Source organism: Flagellimonas oceani (genome assembly GCF_011068285.1).
Lineage (GTDB): Bacteria > Bacteroidota > Bacteroidia > Flavobacteriales > Flavobacteriaceae > Flagellimonas > Flagellimonas oceani.
Window position 1 is genome coordinate 2,328,315 of sequence record NZ_CP049616.1, and the last position, 17,451, is coordinate 2,345,765.

Below are 17,451 nucleotides of genomic sequence, written 5' to 3' on the forward strand. Positions count from 1 at the left end.
GGGATAGACGATGGACCTTATGGGTCCTAGGCCTGTTATCCGTGTTCAACCACAAAACTCAAAAAGCTTTTTGGAAAAAATTCCCAAGTTGGTACCAACTTGGGAACGATTTTTTTATCCTAAAATTTGCATCGATTTAGCGCCATTTGGATTTTTGGAAAGTGAAAAAAAAAACCGGAAATGGGAAAAATAGGTACCCAAACCCCCTGAAAATGAAAATTCCCAAGTTGGTACCAACTTGGGAAAAATTCGAGGGCTATTCTTCCAGGGATTCCATCCGTTGGTTGAGCATCTCAATGAGTCTATCCAAAAAGCGTGTCCGGCTGCTCTTACGGGAACGGATATCGATAAAAGTGTGGTAGTAATTGCCCAGATCGACATTGTAGAAGTATTCGAAATGGGAGGCCATTTCCTTGATGTCCACGGTACCTCCATTGATGCATTTACTGGTATGTAGGGCATAGAGCAGTTCGATGAGATCAATCTTACTGCCCGTCCAAAAAAGTTTTGATGGTTTTTCCATGATAGTGTTCTTTGTAGGTTCCATATTATTGTTCAAATCGTCCACTTCCTTTCTAAGGTAAACGATGAGCATATCGTAGGCCATGATGGTGGCCACCGTGCCGTCCAGACAGGTGGAGAACTGGTCGTCGATCAAAAAGTGGAAGGATTCCAAGGGCATGCGCAGGTCCCGATTGCCCCGGACAAAATACTGCTCGTCCATGGACATCGCCCCTCGTCGGTAATAGTTATAGAACTCCAGATTTTCATTAAAGAAGTTTTGTAATTTATCAATTTGTTGTTGTAGGTATTTGACCTGGGCCACATCCTTGCCCCGGGGGCGCTTGCTCTCAATACTAAAGAGCCGGATATAATAGATGAGCTTGCTAAAGATCTGGGGCTTGACGTGCTTAAAAAAATAAATCTCGTCGGCTTGGGTCTCAAAATCCTGGCCCACTATCTGCTTTTGTAGTTTTCGAATGCATTTCTCCACCATTGCGATGCCCTTCTCCGCTTTGTAAAGGATATCTCCGGTCCCACTTTCCAAGGCCTCCAATTGTCCCTCAAATTCCGATAGCAGTTTTTGATATTTCATTATAGGTAATCTTTAATAGTCTCCAAAAGCTTGCTGTGTTCCCTCCCAAGTTGAACTTGTAAAGGGGAGCACAATCCATCGATTTCATAATTGGGGAACATGTATACCGGACATCCTTCAAATCGGTCCATGCTGTACCAAATCAATTGTACAAGTTTGAACTGCTGAACGAATTGGTATCAAATCGCACTTTTTCAAACTAATCAAAATCCATAAAATTTTGTATTCAAGGGGCAGTTAGCGCCTAAAATAATCCCTGACAGATACGTTTTTTTACATTTTGGAGCCTATTTTGTTAAAAAAGAAGATTTTTCTTGTTAAATAATTTTTTAAAAATTTTATAAATTAACCGCTCTTTTTGAAATCGCGAAGGATGAAAAGAATTGTGGAAACCGAATTGGCCACCATGTGGTTGGAGAATGACATTCTCTTTTTTGTTTGGAAAGAGGGTATCTCCATTGACCTTTCGGGAGCCAAAAAAACGGTGGCCCGTCGCATGCTCCTGCAACAGGGAAAACCCTATCGTATCCTTTGCAACATCAATGGGGTCAGGCATATCGAAAAGGATGCCTGGCACTTTTTATCGGGAGATGGTGCTGGATTGGTCGAGGAACTGGTCCTGGTGGCGGCCACACCCTTGGAACGTGCCTTCTCCAAATACATTTCGAACCGAATGCGTTCGGCGCCCATCAAAGTGTTCCCCCACATGGAAACGGCCCGCAAATACCTGTCGCGGCATCGATAGCTAGTGTAACCGTTTCCAATGGATCATGAATCTAAAACACGGGGACAATTATGGACAGTCCAGAAAACAAAAAAAGATTGGAGGATATCTACAACCAATTGGTACATATCGCCAATGGGAACTTCTCCTACCAAATCAAACGAACGGATAAAAACGATGCACTGGAAGCCCTGACCTTTTTGGTCAACTCCACTACCGAGGAACTCAGGGACGCCTTTCTGCACCAAGGCTTTATCAAACTCCACAACGCCTATGAAATGGTCGTTCAATTGTACTTTGAACTGGATAGCTTAGGCCAAATTATCAGAACCAATCCTACTGTCAATACACTATTGCACTACAAAGAAGGGACCTTGAAGGGTCGCCCATTTACCCAAATATTGGAGAAGAGCTCCCAAAAGGGATGGAAAAAACTGTTGAAAGCAGCTCCGAAAGACTGGATATGGGAGCTTACCCTAAAGTTGTCATTTTCCGAACGATCCGGACTCCTGCGCCCTGCCCATTGTCATTTGGTTCATTTCCCGGAACACAGGGAGAAAAAGGGAACTTTTATGGTGACCAGCTTTGATCTGGTCAAGAAAGAGGAGACGGATCAGGGCTTCCTTCAAAAAAAACTGAAAAAACAATTACAGGCCCATGGGCTATTGCCCCGACCGGAAAAAACAGAGACCCATATCCTCCGCGCTGTGGATCTGGAGAACCTAAGAAAAGTCGAACGGCATATCATGGATAACCTAGATATGCCACTGCCCTCCATAAGAGAGCTGGCCCATTTTTGCAATACCAACGAGTATAAGTTCAAAAAGGGATTCAAGGAGCTTTTCGGCATGACGGCCTTTCAATATCAAAAACATGAACGGCTCCGAAAGGCCCACATCCTGATAGATCATTCCAACAAGACCATTATTGCCATAGCCAGGACCGTGGGTTTCAAAAAGGGGAACCACTTTACCAGGGAATTCAAAAAAAGGTACGGTTATACACCATCCCAACTGCGGAAACGCTCCAAATAATCCTTCCCAGAGCCTAAATAATCCCTAAGAGATCTTTTAGATACTTTAATTTTACATTGTAAATCAGGTAGTTACAATGTACAATACTAGAGATATAAAACTTAAGGACATCATCATAGAGGTTATTTGTCTCTTGCATGCCATACTTTTTGTCTATGCGGCAACTAGCAAGTTGATGGACTTTCAACAATTCAAGGAACAATTGGGTCAATCCGATATGGTGCTGGGAAATGAAAATTGGGTGGCGTGGTTGGTTCCGGTTTTAGAGCTTGTTTTGGGGATCTTTCTCCTTATGCGTCCATATCGACTGTTCGCACTATACGGATCGCTGGCCCTGATGACACTATTCTCAGCATATATCATTGTTGTGCTCAACTTTAGCAATCATATCCCCTGCTCTTGTGGCGGGATCATATCCACCATGGGCTGGGAAACCCACTTGGTGTTCAATGCCTGTTGGATGGCACTGACCTTGACCGGTATCGCACTTATGGAAAACAAAGGAAAATAGTCAACATCTAAAAACACTGTGCAGTGATAGGGGAAGCCGAAAACCTAGGAAAAAGAGTAGGCAGTAATATCTAATTCTCAATACTATGAAAGCTAGATTTTTAAAACTCGTATTACCGGCCTTTGCCATTCTCTTGGCAGTTGGTCTGGCCTTTGCCACGGAGAACAAACCAGTTCCGAAAATAGGTTATTATGAACATCCAGCCTTAGGATGGCAGGAGGTCACCGTGGATGACAATTGTGGGGAATCAGGATCTATTGCCTGTACCGCTTTTGGCCAACAAGTTTACTCTGAACCCAATGATGAGAGTACTCCTCTAATGAGGGAGCTATAATAGCTCATTGGAAAAAGAAAGGTGCCCCAGTCGTGGGCACCTTTTTTGGCTAATTCAAACATCCAGGTACAACAAAACCGGATTCATTGCGTCCATGGAATATTGTTTGTTCCTGCTCTTTAAACTGGATTCCCTACCTCAGGAGTGTTTGTATTTTTTCAAGGCACCTTTGCCAATGGCCTTGGGAGACAAGGTCCTTGTCCCTTTTCAATCTATGCCCCAAATCCTCTTGCAGCTCAATCAAGCACTCCATCATAAGACCTTTTGTATAATCGGTGTAATCATGTGACTTGGTCGTTGCGAAAAAGTTGACTCGTTCTTTGGCCATAATGCTGACCAACCTATCGATATAGGTCTTTTGTAGCTCTTGCCTACCTGGATCTACAGGTCCGGTCCCACGTTGTAATTCTTGGAACAATCCAGCCTGTACCTTATCTAAATATTGTGCAACAGCGTCTTTGTGCCCAATATGAAGTTCAAGATATTCCAAGCGCTTCAGTCGATCTGGGGCCAACATATCCATTAACAATAGTTGCTGGTAGGCCAATACTTCATTCGGGAAAGTGGAGTACCTGATTTTGACGGCAAACTCCGGTTCAACCAACCATTGTGGCGTTTGGAAGGCATTGACCTGCAAATAATCCAAGGCTGCTTGCTGTTTTTCCATGGATATCGGGACATACATGTTCCCAGAAAGCTCCATGGGCTTGTATCGAATATCATAGCCCCCCAATAGACTGGCCACATGTACCATATGATCGTACCAATGCTTTTGGACATCGTGGTACAGTCGGTCCAACCGTCCATAATCCGGTTCATCCCCTATGGCCTCTGGCAATAGTTCCAAAACACGTTGTAGGTTCTTCAAGGCCATGCCGGCACTTCCCACAGGATCATTGGTCTCCACTACCTCATTGGTGGTTCCGGGGCCTATTCTTTCCGGTCTGGACATATTGAATCGGTACCAAAGCACCGAATCCTGCCAACGTAGCATTCGTTCCAATTCGGCCTCCCTATCCTGAGAATCCATTTCCTTCGGGAATTCCGTATAGCCCCATTGGATCTGGTACCTATCCATGGGGCCTACTTTGTTCATGAGCAGTTCGGGGGGAATACTGTCCTCTGGTTGTGGTAGATTATTGGTCCTTGTATAATTCATGATACTCGGGGTATGGCCCATCTCCCTTAACCAAGTACTATCGTTCATTTTCTCGATGGGATAGCCATATTCCCCATAATTGGAATCGATAAGACCAAAGAAATGGCCCGCCTCATGGGCCGTCAATCTTTGGAAAAGAGCACCGACCAACTCCTCGGGAAACGGGAAGTTTTGTGCTCGCTTGTCCAAGGGTGCCGCTCGTATAAAATAGCGTTCCGACAAACTTTGGACAGAGGCTCCCAAATAGATGTCTCCCCTAAGGATCTCCCCAGTACGCAAATCGCACATCAAGGAGGCGGTACCTCCATAATCCATATCTTCATTTCCCCTCAGGTATTTGGCTCGCCCCCATTTGATCAGTGAGGTATGGATACTGTGCTGGTCCCATTCACTGATACTATCCGTTTCTTTGACCACAATGGCATTCTTGAAGCCAGCGGCCTCGAAAGCGGAAAGCCACTCCTCTACCCCGGCTCTAACATAAGGTCTCCACTTCTTTGGAATATCCGGGGACATGGTCAATGTAATCGGCTGCTTGGGTACACTGATAACACTGTCACTGAACTTCTTTTCCAATCGCCAACGGTTGATATTGCCTTTTGTGTTATGGGTTTTATGCTTCCTATCTATGGATCCTTCGGTACTAAACCCCATCCGATAATCAAATCCTCTGGTCGCCATGGGATCGGGCAAGGGTGCAAATCCATAAAAAATGGGCAAGGCTATTTTGGAACCTCCCTTGATAATGCCCTTACGGATTTTGACCACCACCTCCCTTTCCAAGTTTTTGGCCCCTAACAGCTTCGTGATCCCGGGTACCGGGCGTTCTGAAAAACCGGGCGCCCATTCAATGTCATCCTGCAATAAAAGATCGGTTACATCGATCCGATATTTGTCCGTCACCCCAGAGTTTTCTTCCAAGGGAAATATCGCAAGGATATTTTCATCAAGGACCAGATTGGGCCTTATGGGCAGAATGATTCCTTTTACCGGCCGTATACTGGGCTGCTTCAGTAGTACTTCATCCCCTTTCAAAGACCATATGACCTGGAGGTAATAAGGCCCCTTATTCTCCCTTCCATATCTCACGAACAACATGGGCTTGCCCAGCACTTCCTTTGGGACATCCAGGTACAATCTATCATCCTTGATAAGGGAAGACAAAAATTGGGGTTCAATTTGGGGATCATTATCCATGAACCCCATGGACTTTTTCCGTGAGATATTTGCGACAATCGCTGAAGTGGAGAGCATCAAAAGCATCATCCATATCGTTGTTTTCATGGTATATAAATATTTATAGTGATTCCTATCGGGCCTACCCCAAACAGGTAAGGCCCAACAGGAAATTTATTTAATAACCGTTGTTCTGTGGTGCTAGATTGGGATTGGTTTCCAACTCGGATTCCGGGATGGGGAACAATAGATCGGTGTCCTTCCAATTCGCCTTGGCCTGTGACATTATTTGCCCCGCCATACCCGTACGCTTGAGATCGAACCAACGATGGCCCCGCTCGGCAAAGAGTTCCATACGGCGCTCATGCACTATGGCATCCATTAAGGCATTCTCGCCAGCTTCCGCCATATCGGCCAAGCCCGCTCTATTTCGTATGGCATCAAGGTCGCTCCGGGCCCCGTCGATTTCCCCTGACCGAAGCCTGGCCTCGGCCCGTATCAAGTATTGTTCCGCCAAACGGAAAACAATGGAATATTCCACGGACTCTTCTTCATTGAGATCCGCCTTGTATTTAAAAGGGTAATACAGGGTGGTGGTATTTTCCGCATCCGACATACTGCCCACCCAGTGGTCCCATCTTTGGTCACCTACCTCAAAGTTGGACATCAGATTTTCCGACAGGGCATAGTCCTGTCCCGGAATGGCCTGAATGATAAATTGGACAGCCTCGCGCGTGTTTCGGGGACTATTGCCCGCTTTGAGCTGCCAAATGGTTTCGGGGGAACCTTTAAGGAATACCTTATCAAGATCGGGCTCTAATCCAAAGGCGCCGATAAGTTTGGTGGCCATGGCATCCGCCTCTTCCCAATTTTCCGCGTGGAGGTACATCCTTGCCAGGAGTGCCTTGACGGCATAGTGGTCGGGAAGAACTCTTTCATCCGATAAACTGCCGATGCCCGATAAAAGGTCAGATGCCTCTTCCAAATCGCGAATGATGTATTCCATGACCTGATCTTCCGGCGTTCTGGACACCTGGTTGTTTTCCTGATAATCCGTGGTGGCGATATAGGGAACATTACCGAACAATTGGGTCAACAGACTATGGATATAGGCCCTGACAAACAGGGACTGCCCTTTGAACCGGTTCTTTTCCTCTTCGGTCAATGAATCCGAGAGTTCCACTCCCTTGATGATGTCATTCGCACTGTATATGATATGATACGCTTGACGCCACCATTCCGACACCGTGCTGTTGCCCGCATGGACCCCATGAAGGTACATTTGTGAGAAATCGGCATTGGTACCGTAGTACTCCAGTTCATCGGCATAGATGCCCAATCCAGTGGTCAGTCCCGTGCCCCCTGACACCATTCCTTGTTCCCGCATATCATGATAGAGGTTGGCCAATGCGGATTCCACTGTGGCGGGTTGATCAAAAACGGTCTCAGCTATAAGAATGTTCTTTGGAGGGTCGACCTCCACAAAGTCGGTACATCCGAAAAACAGCAACGTCAATAGCGGTAATGCGGTTAGGGTTGGACGTGCACCCAAAAAGGCTAATGAAAAAAGGTGTTTCCCCATGTAAATGGTATTATGCGTTTTCATGTTTCTTTTTTTTTTTTAGGTTAAAAACTCAGTTGAAGTCCCAAGGTGATTTGTCTAAGGGCCGGCAAGCGGGTATTGGACGGCTGTTCGGGATCCGGTCCATCATAACCCGTAAAGGTCAATAGGTTCTGTCCCTGTAGATACACATTGACATCCAACCCACTATCCCTTGATGGAATCTCATAATTGAGGGAAATGTTCCGCAAACGGACAAAGGAGGCATCGGAAACGGCCAAATTGCTCACTTCCTGAAATGGCCCTGTTCCTGGAATCAGGGAAAGTCCCCCGGAGGCCCTTTGATATGTGGCCACATCCCCAGCTTCCCTCCACCTGTCGAGCATTGCCCTCGGCATATTGTTTCCATAGCCGGGCGTTGCCCCGAACCCCATGGTATTATAGGCACGCTGTTTTTTGAACTGAAAAAAGAAATCCAGGCTCAAATTGCCCAAGCTAAGGGTATTGCCCAATCCCCCGTACAGTTCAGGGGCAAAATCCTCTACCCATTGCCGATCTTCAAGGCTACTGATTTCCCCATCGCCGTTATAATCTTCGATATCATAAGAGCCGGTTTCCGGGTCCACTCCGTGGGACCGGTACAATTTCACAATGGTCAAGGGTTCCCCAATGATATAGCGGTTGGAGAAGGTGGAGGTCTCCAGACCATCGAAGGCGACCAGTTTGTTCTTGGGTACGGTAATATTAAAGTTCGTACTCCATGAAAACCTTCTATTTTTGATATTGATACTGCGGAAATCAATCTCAAATCCAGTGTTTTGCACTGTGGCGTCAAAATTCCCGGTAAGCTGTGAAAAGCCCGTTGTCGCAGCCAATGGAATACCCACCAATTGGTTGGAGGAGCGGTTCCGATACCAGGAAGTATTGACCAGCAATCGGTCCTTGAAAAAGCCCAATTCCATGGCCAATTCCAATTTCCTGTTCTCCTCCCATCCAAATAATGGGTTGAAGATACCGGTGGGTTCCAGTACCATGGTCCCATCATATTCCTGCCCTGTGACATCATAGGTGTCCAAAAAACGGTAATCCCCGATATTGTCACTGCCCGTTGTACCATAACTGCCCCGTAGCTTCCCGTAGCTTATAACATCACTGTTGGCCAGAAATGTCTCATTGGAAAAGAGCCATGCGGCTCCAATGGCACCAAAGTTCCCGAACTGCTTGCCCGGTCCAAAGCGGGAGGATCCATCCCTTCGCCCCGTGAGATTTAGGATATACCTATCCTGAAATTTGAGGTTGACCCGTCCAAAGAGGGCATTGTACCTGTACTCGCTATCCGTGTCCGTGATGATCTCCAAGGTCTCGGCGGCGGCCAAGTTCTGAATGAGGTTATCACTTGGAAAACCCTTGCCCCGTTGGACCAATTGTTGGGCAGTTTCCTCTTGAAAGGAGGTACCTACCAGAATATCCACGGCAAAACCGCCCCACTGCTTCTTCCAACCGATCTGTGGCTCCACTATCCATGACTCCCGATACGAGCCATTGGTGGTCAAGGAGGAACTTGATTGGGGCGTATGCCCATCCCCAGGGTTCCTTGCCGAGCTGGGCAAGGTCCTTCGGGAATCCAAACGATACCGGGTAAAACCCATGCTTGACTTGACGACCAGGTCGGGCAGAATACTATAGGATAGGACCGCATTGGAGATGATGGTATTGGACTCCAGTCCATAGGTTTCCTCCAAAGAGGCCAGTGGATTGTCCCAGGTATTGTTCTCCCAGTTCAAGTTCCCTTGTTCATCAAATACCCTTGGAGCATTGGGCTTCAACGTATAAGCGCTCTGGGTAAAATCAGCAGCGGGCAAATCGTTGACCTCGTGGGTAAAGCCCGTGGAAAGGTTAAGGCCAAAACGGCCATTTTTGGATCGATGGTTCAGATTGCTGTGAACCGATGCCCTTTTATAATTGAAATCCCCTGGAAATACCGTGGTCTCGTTTTGAAGGGCCCCACTGACCAAAAATTGTGTATGGGCACTACCCCCCGAAACAGAAAGCTGTACATTGTTCCGGTAGGCTGTGCCTCCAATCAGTTCCTCTTGCCAATCGGTATAACGTTCACTGTCCCAGGTCTTGAGTTCCGGCCATATAAAATCAAAGGCAGGGTCATTCAACAAATCTCCATAGCCATCATTGACAATGCCTTCCCTTCGCACCTCCAAATATTCCCGTGTGTGCATCAAATCCAAGAAATGGGATACTGAACCAAGAGAGGTACTGAGATGGGCATCGAACCTTGTTTTTCCGGCCCTGCCCTTTTTGGTAGTGATCAATACGACCCCATTGGCACCACGGGATCCATAAATGGCGGTCGCATCGGCATCTTTCAGGACTTCGACACTTTCAATATCATTGGGATTAATGGCGTTGAGGGGGCTGATGTCCCCACCAACGATCAAACTGGACATACTGGTCGAGCCCAAGGACTGGGAACCAAAGGGCACACCATCCACGATGTACAAGGGATCGCTGACCCCGTTGATAAAATTACGACCACGGACCTCGATCTCAAAGCCCCCTCCGGGCACTCCGGTATTCTGTACAATATTGACCCCGGAAAGATGTCCCTGCATGGCCGCCAAGGGATTGCCCACCGGCTGTTTATCGATTACTTCGGCACCGATGGCCACAATATTTCCGGTACGTTCTTTCTCCGAAACGGTATAATACCCGGCATTGAGGACCACTTCCCCAAGAACTGTGACATCTTCTTCCAAAGAAACAAAGACCTCTTCCCTACCCCCTATGGGCACGGAAAGGGTTTTATAACCCACCATGGAAAAGACCAGAACATCAGAAGGACCGGCATTAATGGAAAAGGAACCGTCCAAACCGGAAATGGTCCCGATATGCTTGGACTCCACCACAAGGTTCACCCCGGCCAGGGGCTTGCCCGTACTATCGGTCACGGTGCCGGTAACGGTGGCCTGTGGCGGTTCCAAGACAGTGCCCGCCTGCACATTAAATGAAAAATGTGGCGTTAAAAAGACATAGAGGAGCACGGACAGGATTCCCCTGCGCATGCGTATTGTTATTGGTTGCATAAATTGAGTTCTTTTGATTAAAGCGTTAGTTATTCTCCACACTGCCCTTTAAGTCACGGAAAATCCGTATCTTCCAAAAAGGACATCAAGGTTCGGACATAGGCCACCCTGTCCGGGTAATAGCATACCCAGAAATAGGATTCCTAAACCAAAAAAGACCATGGTTTTGTGATTGGGCCGGTTGCCCTAAAAAAGTGTATACGTCAGTCATGGGACCAAAGGATATCGTGAACCGGAAAAGTGTGTAACATATATCCCACAACTATGGCCCAAGGATTAAACGGGATTCTTTGGCTTTTTCTTGAACAGGATATCAAACACCGAGTGACAGGCCCCAAAAATGGAACAAAAACACGGGGTGAACCCTACAGAAAAAAATTGCCAAATGTTTCCCATAACCCAGTTGGTTGGGCGATACTCCGAAAGGATAAAAGAAACCAAACGCTAAGAAGAAAGTTGTAATGAACCAAATACCCAAAAAAAGGCGCGGAACTCAACTTAACGGACGGAGGCACTGGTAAATGCCCTGCAAACGATAAGTGAGCCCACGCCCGGGTCGTGAGCAAACTGCTTATCATCTCGTTCGCATAAAAAATTACCAGTTTTCCATCCGAGAATCAAAGCGATTGCTTCAAATATGTTCTAAACGAAGAATCGCAAATTTAAATAACTGGATGCAATATAATAAAATATTTTAGTTTTCGGTCGAACGACCGAAGTATTTTATTTCCCATCCTATTCCTTTGTCTTGATGTCAAATATTAATGTGGAAATATGTAGCTATATAACCAAGGAATGGTTACTCCCTTGGTTAAGGGAAGGAAAGTCCCAGAGTTCCTTTGCTATTAAACACAATATTGACGAAAGTACTGTAAGGAAAATAAAAGGCAGAAACGAATATAGAATACCCGTGGAGACTTTAAATAGAATCTGCGAAGCCAAAGGTATAAAGCTTAGCGAATTTTTCAAGCTGGCGGGCCTTTAATATAATTAATCCTATCTACTCCCTACCTTTATTAAATTCCTTTACAGAAATCCACAATTTCTTTTTCTAGAAAATTCTTACATTTAGCATCATCCCCAAAAAGATTTGTTGAATAAAAAATATTATGCTTTTGCAAGCACATAAAAAGTTTGGCATAGCTAGCCAATTTTGGGGTGTATGCAAATCAAAATTTGGTATATGAGATAGTTGTAGCATGTTTATGAAGAAATTTTTTAGAATAATAATCCCATTAATCTTAATTACAATATTTGTAGTACTACATGTAATTGATAAAGTGAATTGGAAAGCAACGGATTATTTAAGTTTTGGAATGATAGTTCTGACATACTTCTATGTAATCTTTACTTGGGAAATGTTACAAAGAATAGAAACTCAGAATTATTTAGAAAAAAGACCATATATAATTGCAGATTTTCATAAAGAAAGACAAATTTTAAAGATTTATATAAAGAATATTGGAAAAACACCTGCTAAAAACGTCAAAGTAGTATTACAACCAGACGTAATTACTTTTGAGAACAAATTGGATAAGCCGGGTAAACTGACCCACCTTCGCCGGATGAAACTGACCAGGGTAAACGAACTGCCTAGATTTGATCTATCCTTGGGTTAAACTTAGTTTTTATTTTTCAATTTTCTTCTCATTGATTCTCCTTTTATGTCGATTCTGTGTGCCGTGTGCACCAAACGGTCGAGGATGGCATCGGCCAGTGTTTTTTCACCTATGATGTCATGCCATACTTCGACTGGTAGTTGTGATGCTATAATAGTGGACCTTTTGCCGTGACGGTCCTCGATGATCTCCATAAGCGCATGCCTGTTGATGTTGTCCAATGGTTTAAGGCCGAAGTCGTCCAAGATGAGCAAGTCCTGTTTTTCAAGTTTGTTTATCTGTTTTGGATAGGAACCGTCGGCCTTTGATGTCTTGAGCAGGGTAAAGAGCTTGGCGGTGTTGAAGTACATGACCTTTCGCCCCAAGGAGCAGGCCTGGTGGCCAATGGCCGAGGCCAGATAACTTTTTCCCACACCGGTACTACCTGTAATAAGTATGTTCTCCCTTTTTGGGATGAAGTCGCAAGAGCCTAGTCGCCGGACCAGGTTCTTGTCCAGTTGGCGTGACGGTCGGTAGTCGATAGCTTCCATGACGGCCATATACCTGAACCTTGCGGACTTGGTCAATCGCTCTATCCTACGGTTGTGCCGGTCGTCCCATTCGCTCTGGATGAGATAGGCAATGAGTTCGTCATTGGTATAGTCGGTATCGGCACCTCCGGTTTCCATTGTTGTTGCAAAGGCCCTGTGCATTCCAAAGAACCTCATTTCTTTCATCAATTGCATTGTTTTTTTGTTCATATGTCCAGTTTTAAGTGTTTTTATTCATAGTATTTTCCGCCCCTTATGTTCTTGTGTTCGGGCATTTTCGTTCCTTCATCATTATGGTCATCGATCTGGTCCCATCCCTTTTTGAGGATGCGCTCTACCATATTGTAATTGTACGCCCCATATTCCGAGGCACGCCTACAGGCACCGTCAAGACGTTCCCTTCCGTACTTTTTGGCAAGGTGGAGCACGCCGAGGCAGGATTTGTAGGATTGCTCGGGGTGCTGCTTTTTTTCCAGGATGGCAATGATGTACCCTTTACAGTATTCGCCGATATTGCCCGCCCAATCGATGAACCTTTCGCTGCTCCACTCGCTTACGAAACGATGGTGCGATGGCATATGGTCGGCCAAGGTGGTATATCCGTATTTTTTCCTGTTCCTTGTATGTACGGCGAACCTTTCGTGCTTATGGTAGATCTCGACGATACTGTCGGTATAGACCAGCTTGACCTGTTTGCCTATATGTCTGTAGGACACGCTGTAATAATGCTTGTCCTTCCCGAAATAGATATGGCTGTTCTTGTGTACGGTGGCCTGGGCATAGCGTTTTACCTCATAGCGTTTCCCTGGCAGGGGCATCAGTTCTCCCTTCTCGATTTCCATGAAAAGCGAACGCCTGGAATATTCCCTTCCCCTGAACGACATTGCATTGTGTTTTTCCAACAGTTCCCTTATCGCCATGTTGAGATCCGTTATGCTGTGGAATACCTGGTTGCGTAAAGGGGCGAACACCCTGGTGTAGATTATCTTCACGGCGTTCTCCACTATGGCCTTGTCCCTTGGCCTATAGGTACGTGTGGGCAGTACCGCCGTTTCGTAGTGTTCGGCAAAGTCGGCGAACACCTCGTTGACCTTGGGCTCGTAACGGCTGCTCTTGGTAACCGCCGACTTCAGGTTGTCGGGCACCAGGGCCTTTGGTACGCCGCCGTAGAACCATAGGGAGTTCTCGGTGCAGCGGATGAAGTCCTCCAGTTTTTGGCTTGCACAGGCCTCTACATAAGTGTATTGGCTGCTACCCAGTATGCAAACGAACACCTCCAGTTCCCTCAGTTCACCGGTCTCCCTGTCGACGATATGGAGTTTCTTTCCCGTGAAATCGATGAACAGCTTGTCACCGGCCTTGTGCTCCATGTGCATTACCGGAGAGGTCTCCTTGCGCCATTCGGCGTACCAGTACTTGAACTGTGAGAGTTTGAAGCCATCGGGGTGCTTGGCATGATATTCCTCCCAGAGCAACTGTCGGGTAACCCCGGTCTTTCTTATTTCCTTGTCAAAATAGGGAAAGTACTGCCTTAAGGTCAGCAAACGTTGGCTCTTGCGCTTTTGCCCGTCCTTAAAAAGGCCGTGGAGTTCCTCCAGGGTCATCTTCTCCACTTCGTAGGCCGTAAAACGGTACCGCCTGAAGAATTCGATGTACTTCCTGACCGTGACACGGGATATGCCCAATTGTTGGCTTATCCCACGCTTGCTCGTACCGGAGGTGTACAGTTTGTATATCAGTTTTGTTTTTCGCATGTCTATCTGCTTGTTCGCCATGGTGCTTTTTAACAAAAAAAGCACTTAGACTTTTTACAGATAGATCTAATCTAAAGGTGGTCCACTTTGGCCCGGCGGGGGTGGGTCACTTTCGTCCGGCCAGCTATGGTCACTTTAACCCGGCGAGGGTGGTATACTATGTCCGGCGTTTCCATCTGAAATGGTAAAACAAGAATTTGAGCTTTCCATGCTGGAAGGAGTCTATCAGGGTACAAACATTCAACTTTTATTATATGATTGTAACCTAGGATCTAATGCCGACGGATTGGCTCTAATCAAAAAAATCAGTGATAAGTCCTATTTCAACATTGCTACTTCTACGAACTGTACATCGGTATTCGATTCGAATTTCAGTTTTGACCATAGGACAATGAACCAACCTATCAGCAGTTCAATTTTTAAATAGTACAACCGACCATGAAACAAATACTACAAACCACACTAACATTTATAGCATTTTTTCAACTGTTTGGTAGCCTCAAGGCCCAAACTGTGGATATGACGGTTCAGCAAGGTCCGAATGTGGACGTAATGGTGACAGTGGGGTCCGCCGATATAGATCTCTCGACATTTGAGAACGACCTAGAGCAAGCCATGTACGCCAAGGGAATCCCTTTGGGAAAACTACGTGTTGAAGCATATCAACGGAATTCCATTTCTTCCAATCAAGCGGATGCAAGCGACATCTTCAACAATTGGAATAAAATGAACTTCAACGGAACTGAGCCTCCGGTACACTCTTCATATACTGGGGATTATTTTACATTTGACCCGGCCACCAACCGTGTGACCGCCGACTTTGTTGGTCGCTACAATGGTTATGGATATGCTATGTACGACCCGACTGGTGATATTTCGGACGGATCGATCTCCGCCACTTTTGGCCTTTCCGACAATCCATATGTACATGCCGAAGTGGGCTTTATTTTCAGGAAGGTCGATAATCAGAATTTTTATGCATACATCATCGACAACCATACCTATTGTGGAAATATACAAGGATATGCCTCAGGGGATGGATTCCCCGCGGAAGGAATCATCAAGGTGGAGAACGGATCTGTTTCCCTTCTTGCCCTTAACACCAATAGTGGGACTAACGGTTCGGCTACCTATGGGTGGAACGGGAACCGAAGCGATATGTTCGCGGCCTATTACAATGGCCAGGTTATTGATTTTAAAATTGAAATGAGCGGTGACAACATCAAAATCTCCAGAAAAGGTGGTGGCGGCGATGCTGGTACCAATTGGATCCAGTCCTTTGACATCAATGACACGACCCATACACAAGGGAGTTATGGTTTCTATGTACACGAACAATCGGGAGCCTATTTCAAGGATATCAATATCGAAAAACTGGAACTGCGTGCCTTCAAGGATGTGCTGCGTGAACCGCAATGGAGAAACAGCGCACTGCGTTTTAACGTGAACTTGGACGACCTTGAAGTCGCAGATTTTGACAACGACAAAGACCTATCTGAAATATTGATGCGTACCATCAACGAGGATATCCATTATATCGGATGGGGAACGAATGCAAACCAATCCCAATTCGAACGGTTTATACAACAAAATAACGATCAGGGTATTTTTGTCAACCGAGATTCAGGAAGCTGGTCCACTTGGATGGACGATATGGCCCAATATATTTATGAACAATATCAATTCGGAACAGTAACGACCGGTGAATTTTTTATAGCTGGAACTTCGGTTGAGATTGATGTAGACCCTTCACAATTAAAATCCAACACAGCAAATGCAAGTTATCCTTCAGGAAGATGGAAAATCACCCACGATGAAACCTATTTTGACAACAACACAGGAAAGGTATCTTGGGATGGACTTTACTTAGAAGATGTGCCGGAGTATTACGAAAAACCTGGCCAATACACCTTCACTTTCGAAGATATGCCCACAGCTCCCACCACCTTATATTTTCACAGAAAACCCGTGGCCAGTTTTACCTTAAGCGCCGATACCGGATTCATTAACAATACCTCTTACGACCTGGATGGCGGCGCCAACAATGGTATCGCTCAATCGGAGTGGAAATGGAAATCCGTGGACGCTGGCAGCACAAACGATTGGGTTGATGGCCAGTTCGATAAAAACAGTGTAGCGGACGGAGAATATCTTGTGATGCTAAGGGTACAGGATCACCAAGGAACCTGGAGTAGTCCTTCCAGCATCTATGTTGAGAAAACAGCAGGTTCCGGAGGCGCAACTGATTTGCCAATTGCACAGTTCAACATTTTGCCCGATCAGCTTAATACCTACTCTGGCAATATGACCATCGCCATTGAAGATAATTCGGTAGATCCCTACGGAAGAACCCTATCCGTTCAGGAATGGATCGTTACCCAACGTATCTATGATACTGATGGGAACCCATCCGACACGCAAATTTATAATGCTGGTACACCAATGACCGATTTTTCGGCATACAACAATGTATCTGCGGATTATATTATCAGTCTTAGGACTCAGACCGATACAGGGGTCTGGTCAGAACCATTCTACCGTACGCTTAGCATTATTGATGACGATATCGCACCAACGATTGTTGCCACACCTGCCAGCGGAAACTTGGATACCGATACGGACATTCAATTGGTATTCCAAGATGAAAATGGAGGTAGTGGCTTTGATGTACAACGATTTGCCAAAATCCAAAGCGCCTCTGTACCTGCAACCGAACACCCTTCGTGGAGTTCTTGGAGCAATAGCCAATCCAAGACCACTTCCTTCAATATAGGGGGCACGGGCTGGTACATCCACGCAGAAGTAAAAGACAATGCAGGAAATGTAGGAACTGCAATGTAAATCTTCAACTAAAA

13 protein-coding genes are annotated in these 17,451 nt (G+C 45.9%); 7 read left to right on the top strand and 6 right to left on the bottom strand.

Annotation, left to right across the window (positions count from 1 at the left end):
* Window positions 1-256: 256 nt before the first annotated feature.
* Entirely contained in the window at window positions 257-1,096 is an 840-nt protein-coding gene (locus GVT53_RS10680; protein ID WP_166248619.1) for an RteC domain-containing protein, read from the bottom strand.
* A 373-nt stretch (window positions 1,097-1,469) separates the two neighbouring features.
* On the opposite strand from GVT53_RS10680, the gene GVT53_RS10685 reads away from it, so the two are divergent.
* The 4 genes from GVT53_RS10685 (at window position 1,470) to GVT53_RS10700 (ending at window position 3,699) form a co-directional block, all read left to right on the top strand.
* Entirely contained in the window at window positions 1,470-1,841 is a 372-nt protein-coding gene (locus tag GVT53_RS10685; RefSeq protein ID WP_166248620.1) for a DUF7793 family protein, read from the top strand.
* A gap of 50 nt (window positions 1,842-1,891) precedes the next feature.
* The gene (locus tag GVT53_RS10690) at window positions 1,892-2,854 is read left to right on the top strand and encodes a helix-turn-helix domain-containing protein (protein ID WP_166248621.1); all 963 of its coding nucleotides are present in this window, start codon (window positions 1,892-1,894) and stop codon (window positions 2,852-2,854) included.
* Window positions 2,855-2,930: 76 nt separating this feature from the next.
* The gene (locus tag GVT53_RS10695) at window positions 2,931-3,365 is read left to right on the top strand and encodes a MauE/DoxX family redox-associated membrane protein (RefSeq protein WP_166248622.1); all 435 of its coding nucleotides are present in this window, start codon (window positions 2,931-2,933) and stop codon (window positions 3,363-3,365) included.
* A gap of 85 nt (window positions 3,366-3,450) precedes the next feature.
* The gene (locus GVT53_RS10700; protein ID WP_166248623.1) at window positions 3,451-3,699 is read left to right on the top strand and encodes a DUF6520 family protein; all 249 of its coding nucleotides are present in this window, start codon (window positions 3,451-3,453) and stop codon (window positions 3,697-3,699) included.
* 133 nt (window positions 3,700-3,832) lie between these two features.
* Here the strand turns inward: GVT53_RS10700 and GVT53_RS10705 are convergent, their stop codons facing one another.
* From GVT53_RS10705 to GVT53_RS10715, 3 genes are all read right to left on the bottom strand, one after another.
* On the bottom strand, window positions 3,833-6,142 hold the full coding sequence (locus GVT53_RS10705; RefSeq protein WP_166248624.1) for a zinc-dependent metalloprotease: 2,310 nt from the start codon (window positions 6,140-6,142) through the stop codon (window positions 3,833-3,835).
* A 70-nt stretch (window positions 6,143-6,212) separates the two neighbouring features.
* Window positions 6,213-7,640: a RagB/SusD family nutrient uptake outer membrane protein gene (locus GVT53_RS10710; RefSeq protein ID WP_166248625.1), complete on the bottom strand. Its 1,428-nt coding sequence runs from the start codon at window positions 7,638-7,640 to the stop codon at window positions 6,213-6,215.
* A 20-nt stretch (window positions 7,641-7,660) separates the two neighbouring features.
* Window positions 7,661-10,693, bottom strand: coding sequence for a SusC/RagA family TonB-linked outer membrane protein (locus tag GVT53_RS10715; RefSeq protein WP_166248626.1), 3,033 nt, complete (start codon window positions 10,691-10,693; stop codon window positions 7,661-7,663).
* A 751-nt stretch (window positions 10,694-11,444) separates the two neighbouring features.
* On the opposite strand from GVT53_RS10715, the gene GVT53_RS21220 reads away from it, so the two are divergent.
* Together GVT53_RS21220 and GVT53_RS10720 are read left to right on the top strand one after the other, a co-directional pair.
* The gene (locus GVT53_RS21220) at window positions 11,445-11,678 is read left to right on the top strand and encodes a helix-turn-helix domain-containing protein (RefSeq protein ID WP_335341874.1); all 234 of its coding nucleotides are present in this window, start codon (window positions 11,445-11,447) and stop codon (window positions 11,676-11,678) included.
* Window positions 11,679-11,898: 220 nt separating this feature from the next.
* Window positions 11,899-12,312, top strand: a complete 414-nt coding sequence (locus GVT53_RS10720) for a hypothetical protein (protein WP_166248627.1) — start codon at window positions 11,899-11,901, stop codon at window positions 12,310-12,312.
* Window positions 12,313-12,314: 2 nt separating this feature from the next.
* Here the strand turns inward: GVT53_RS10720 and istB are convergent, their stop codons facing one another.
* Together istB and istA are read right to left on the bottom strand one after the other, a co-directional pair.
* Window positions 12,315-13,052: an IS21-like element helper ATPase IstB gene (istB, locus tag GVT53_RS10725; RefSeq protein ID WP_166247880.1), complete on the bottom strand. Its 738-nt coding sequence runs from the start codon at window positions 13,050-13,052 to the stop codon at window positions 12,315-12,317.
* Between the two features lie 20 nt (window positions 13,053-13,072).
* On the bottom strand, window positions 13,073-14,617 hold the full coding sequence (gene istA, locus GVT53_RS10730; protein WP_166248628.1) for an IS21 family transposase: 1,545 nt from the start codon (window positions 14,615-14,617) through the stop codon (window positions 13,073-13,075).
* Between the two features lie 417 nt (window positions 14,618-15,034).
* Between istA and GVT53_RS10735 the strand changes: the two genes are divergently transcribed.
* Window positions 15,035-17,437, top strand: coding sequence for a hypothetical protein (locus GVT53_RS10735; protein ID WP_166248629.1), 2,403 nt, complete (start codon window positions 15,035-15,037; stop codon window positions 17,435-17,437).
* Window positions 17,438-17,451: the final 14 nt, after the last annotated feature.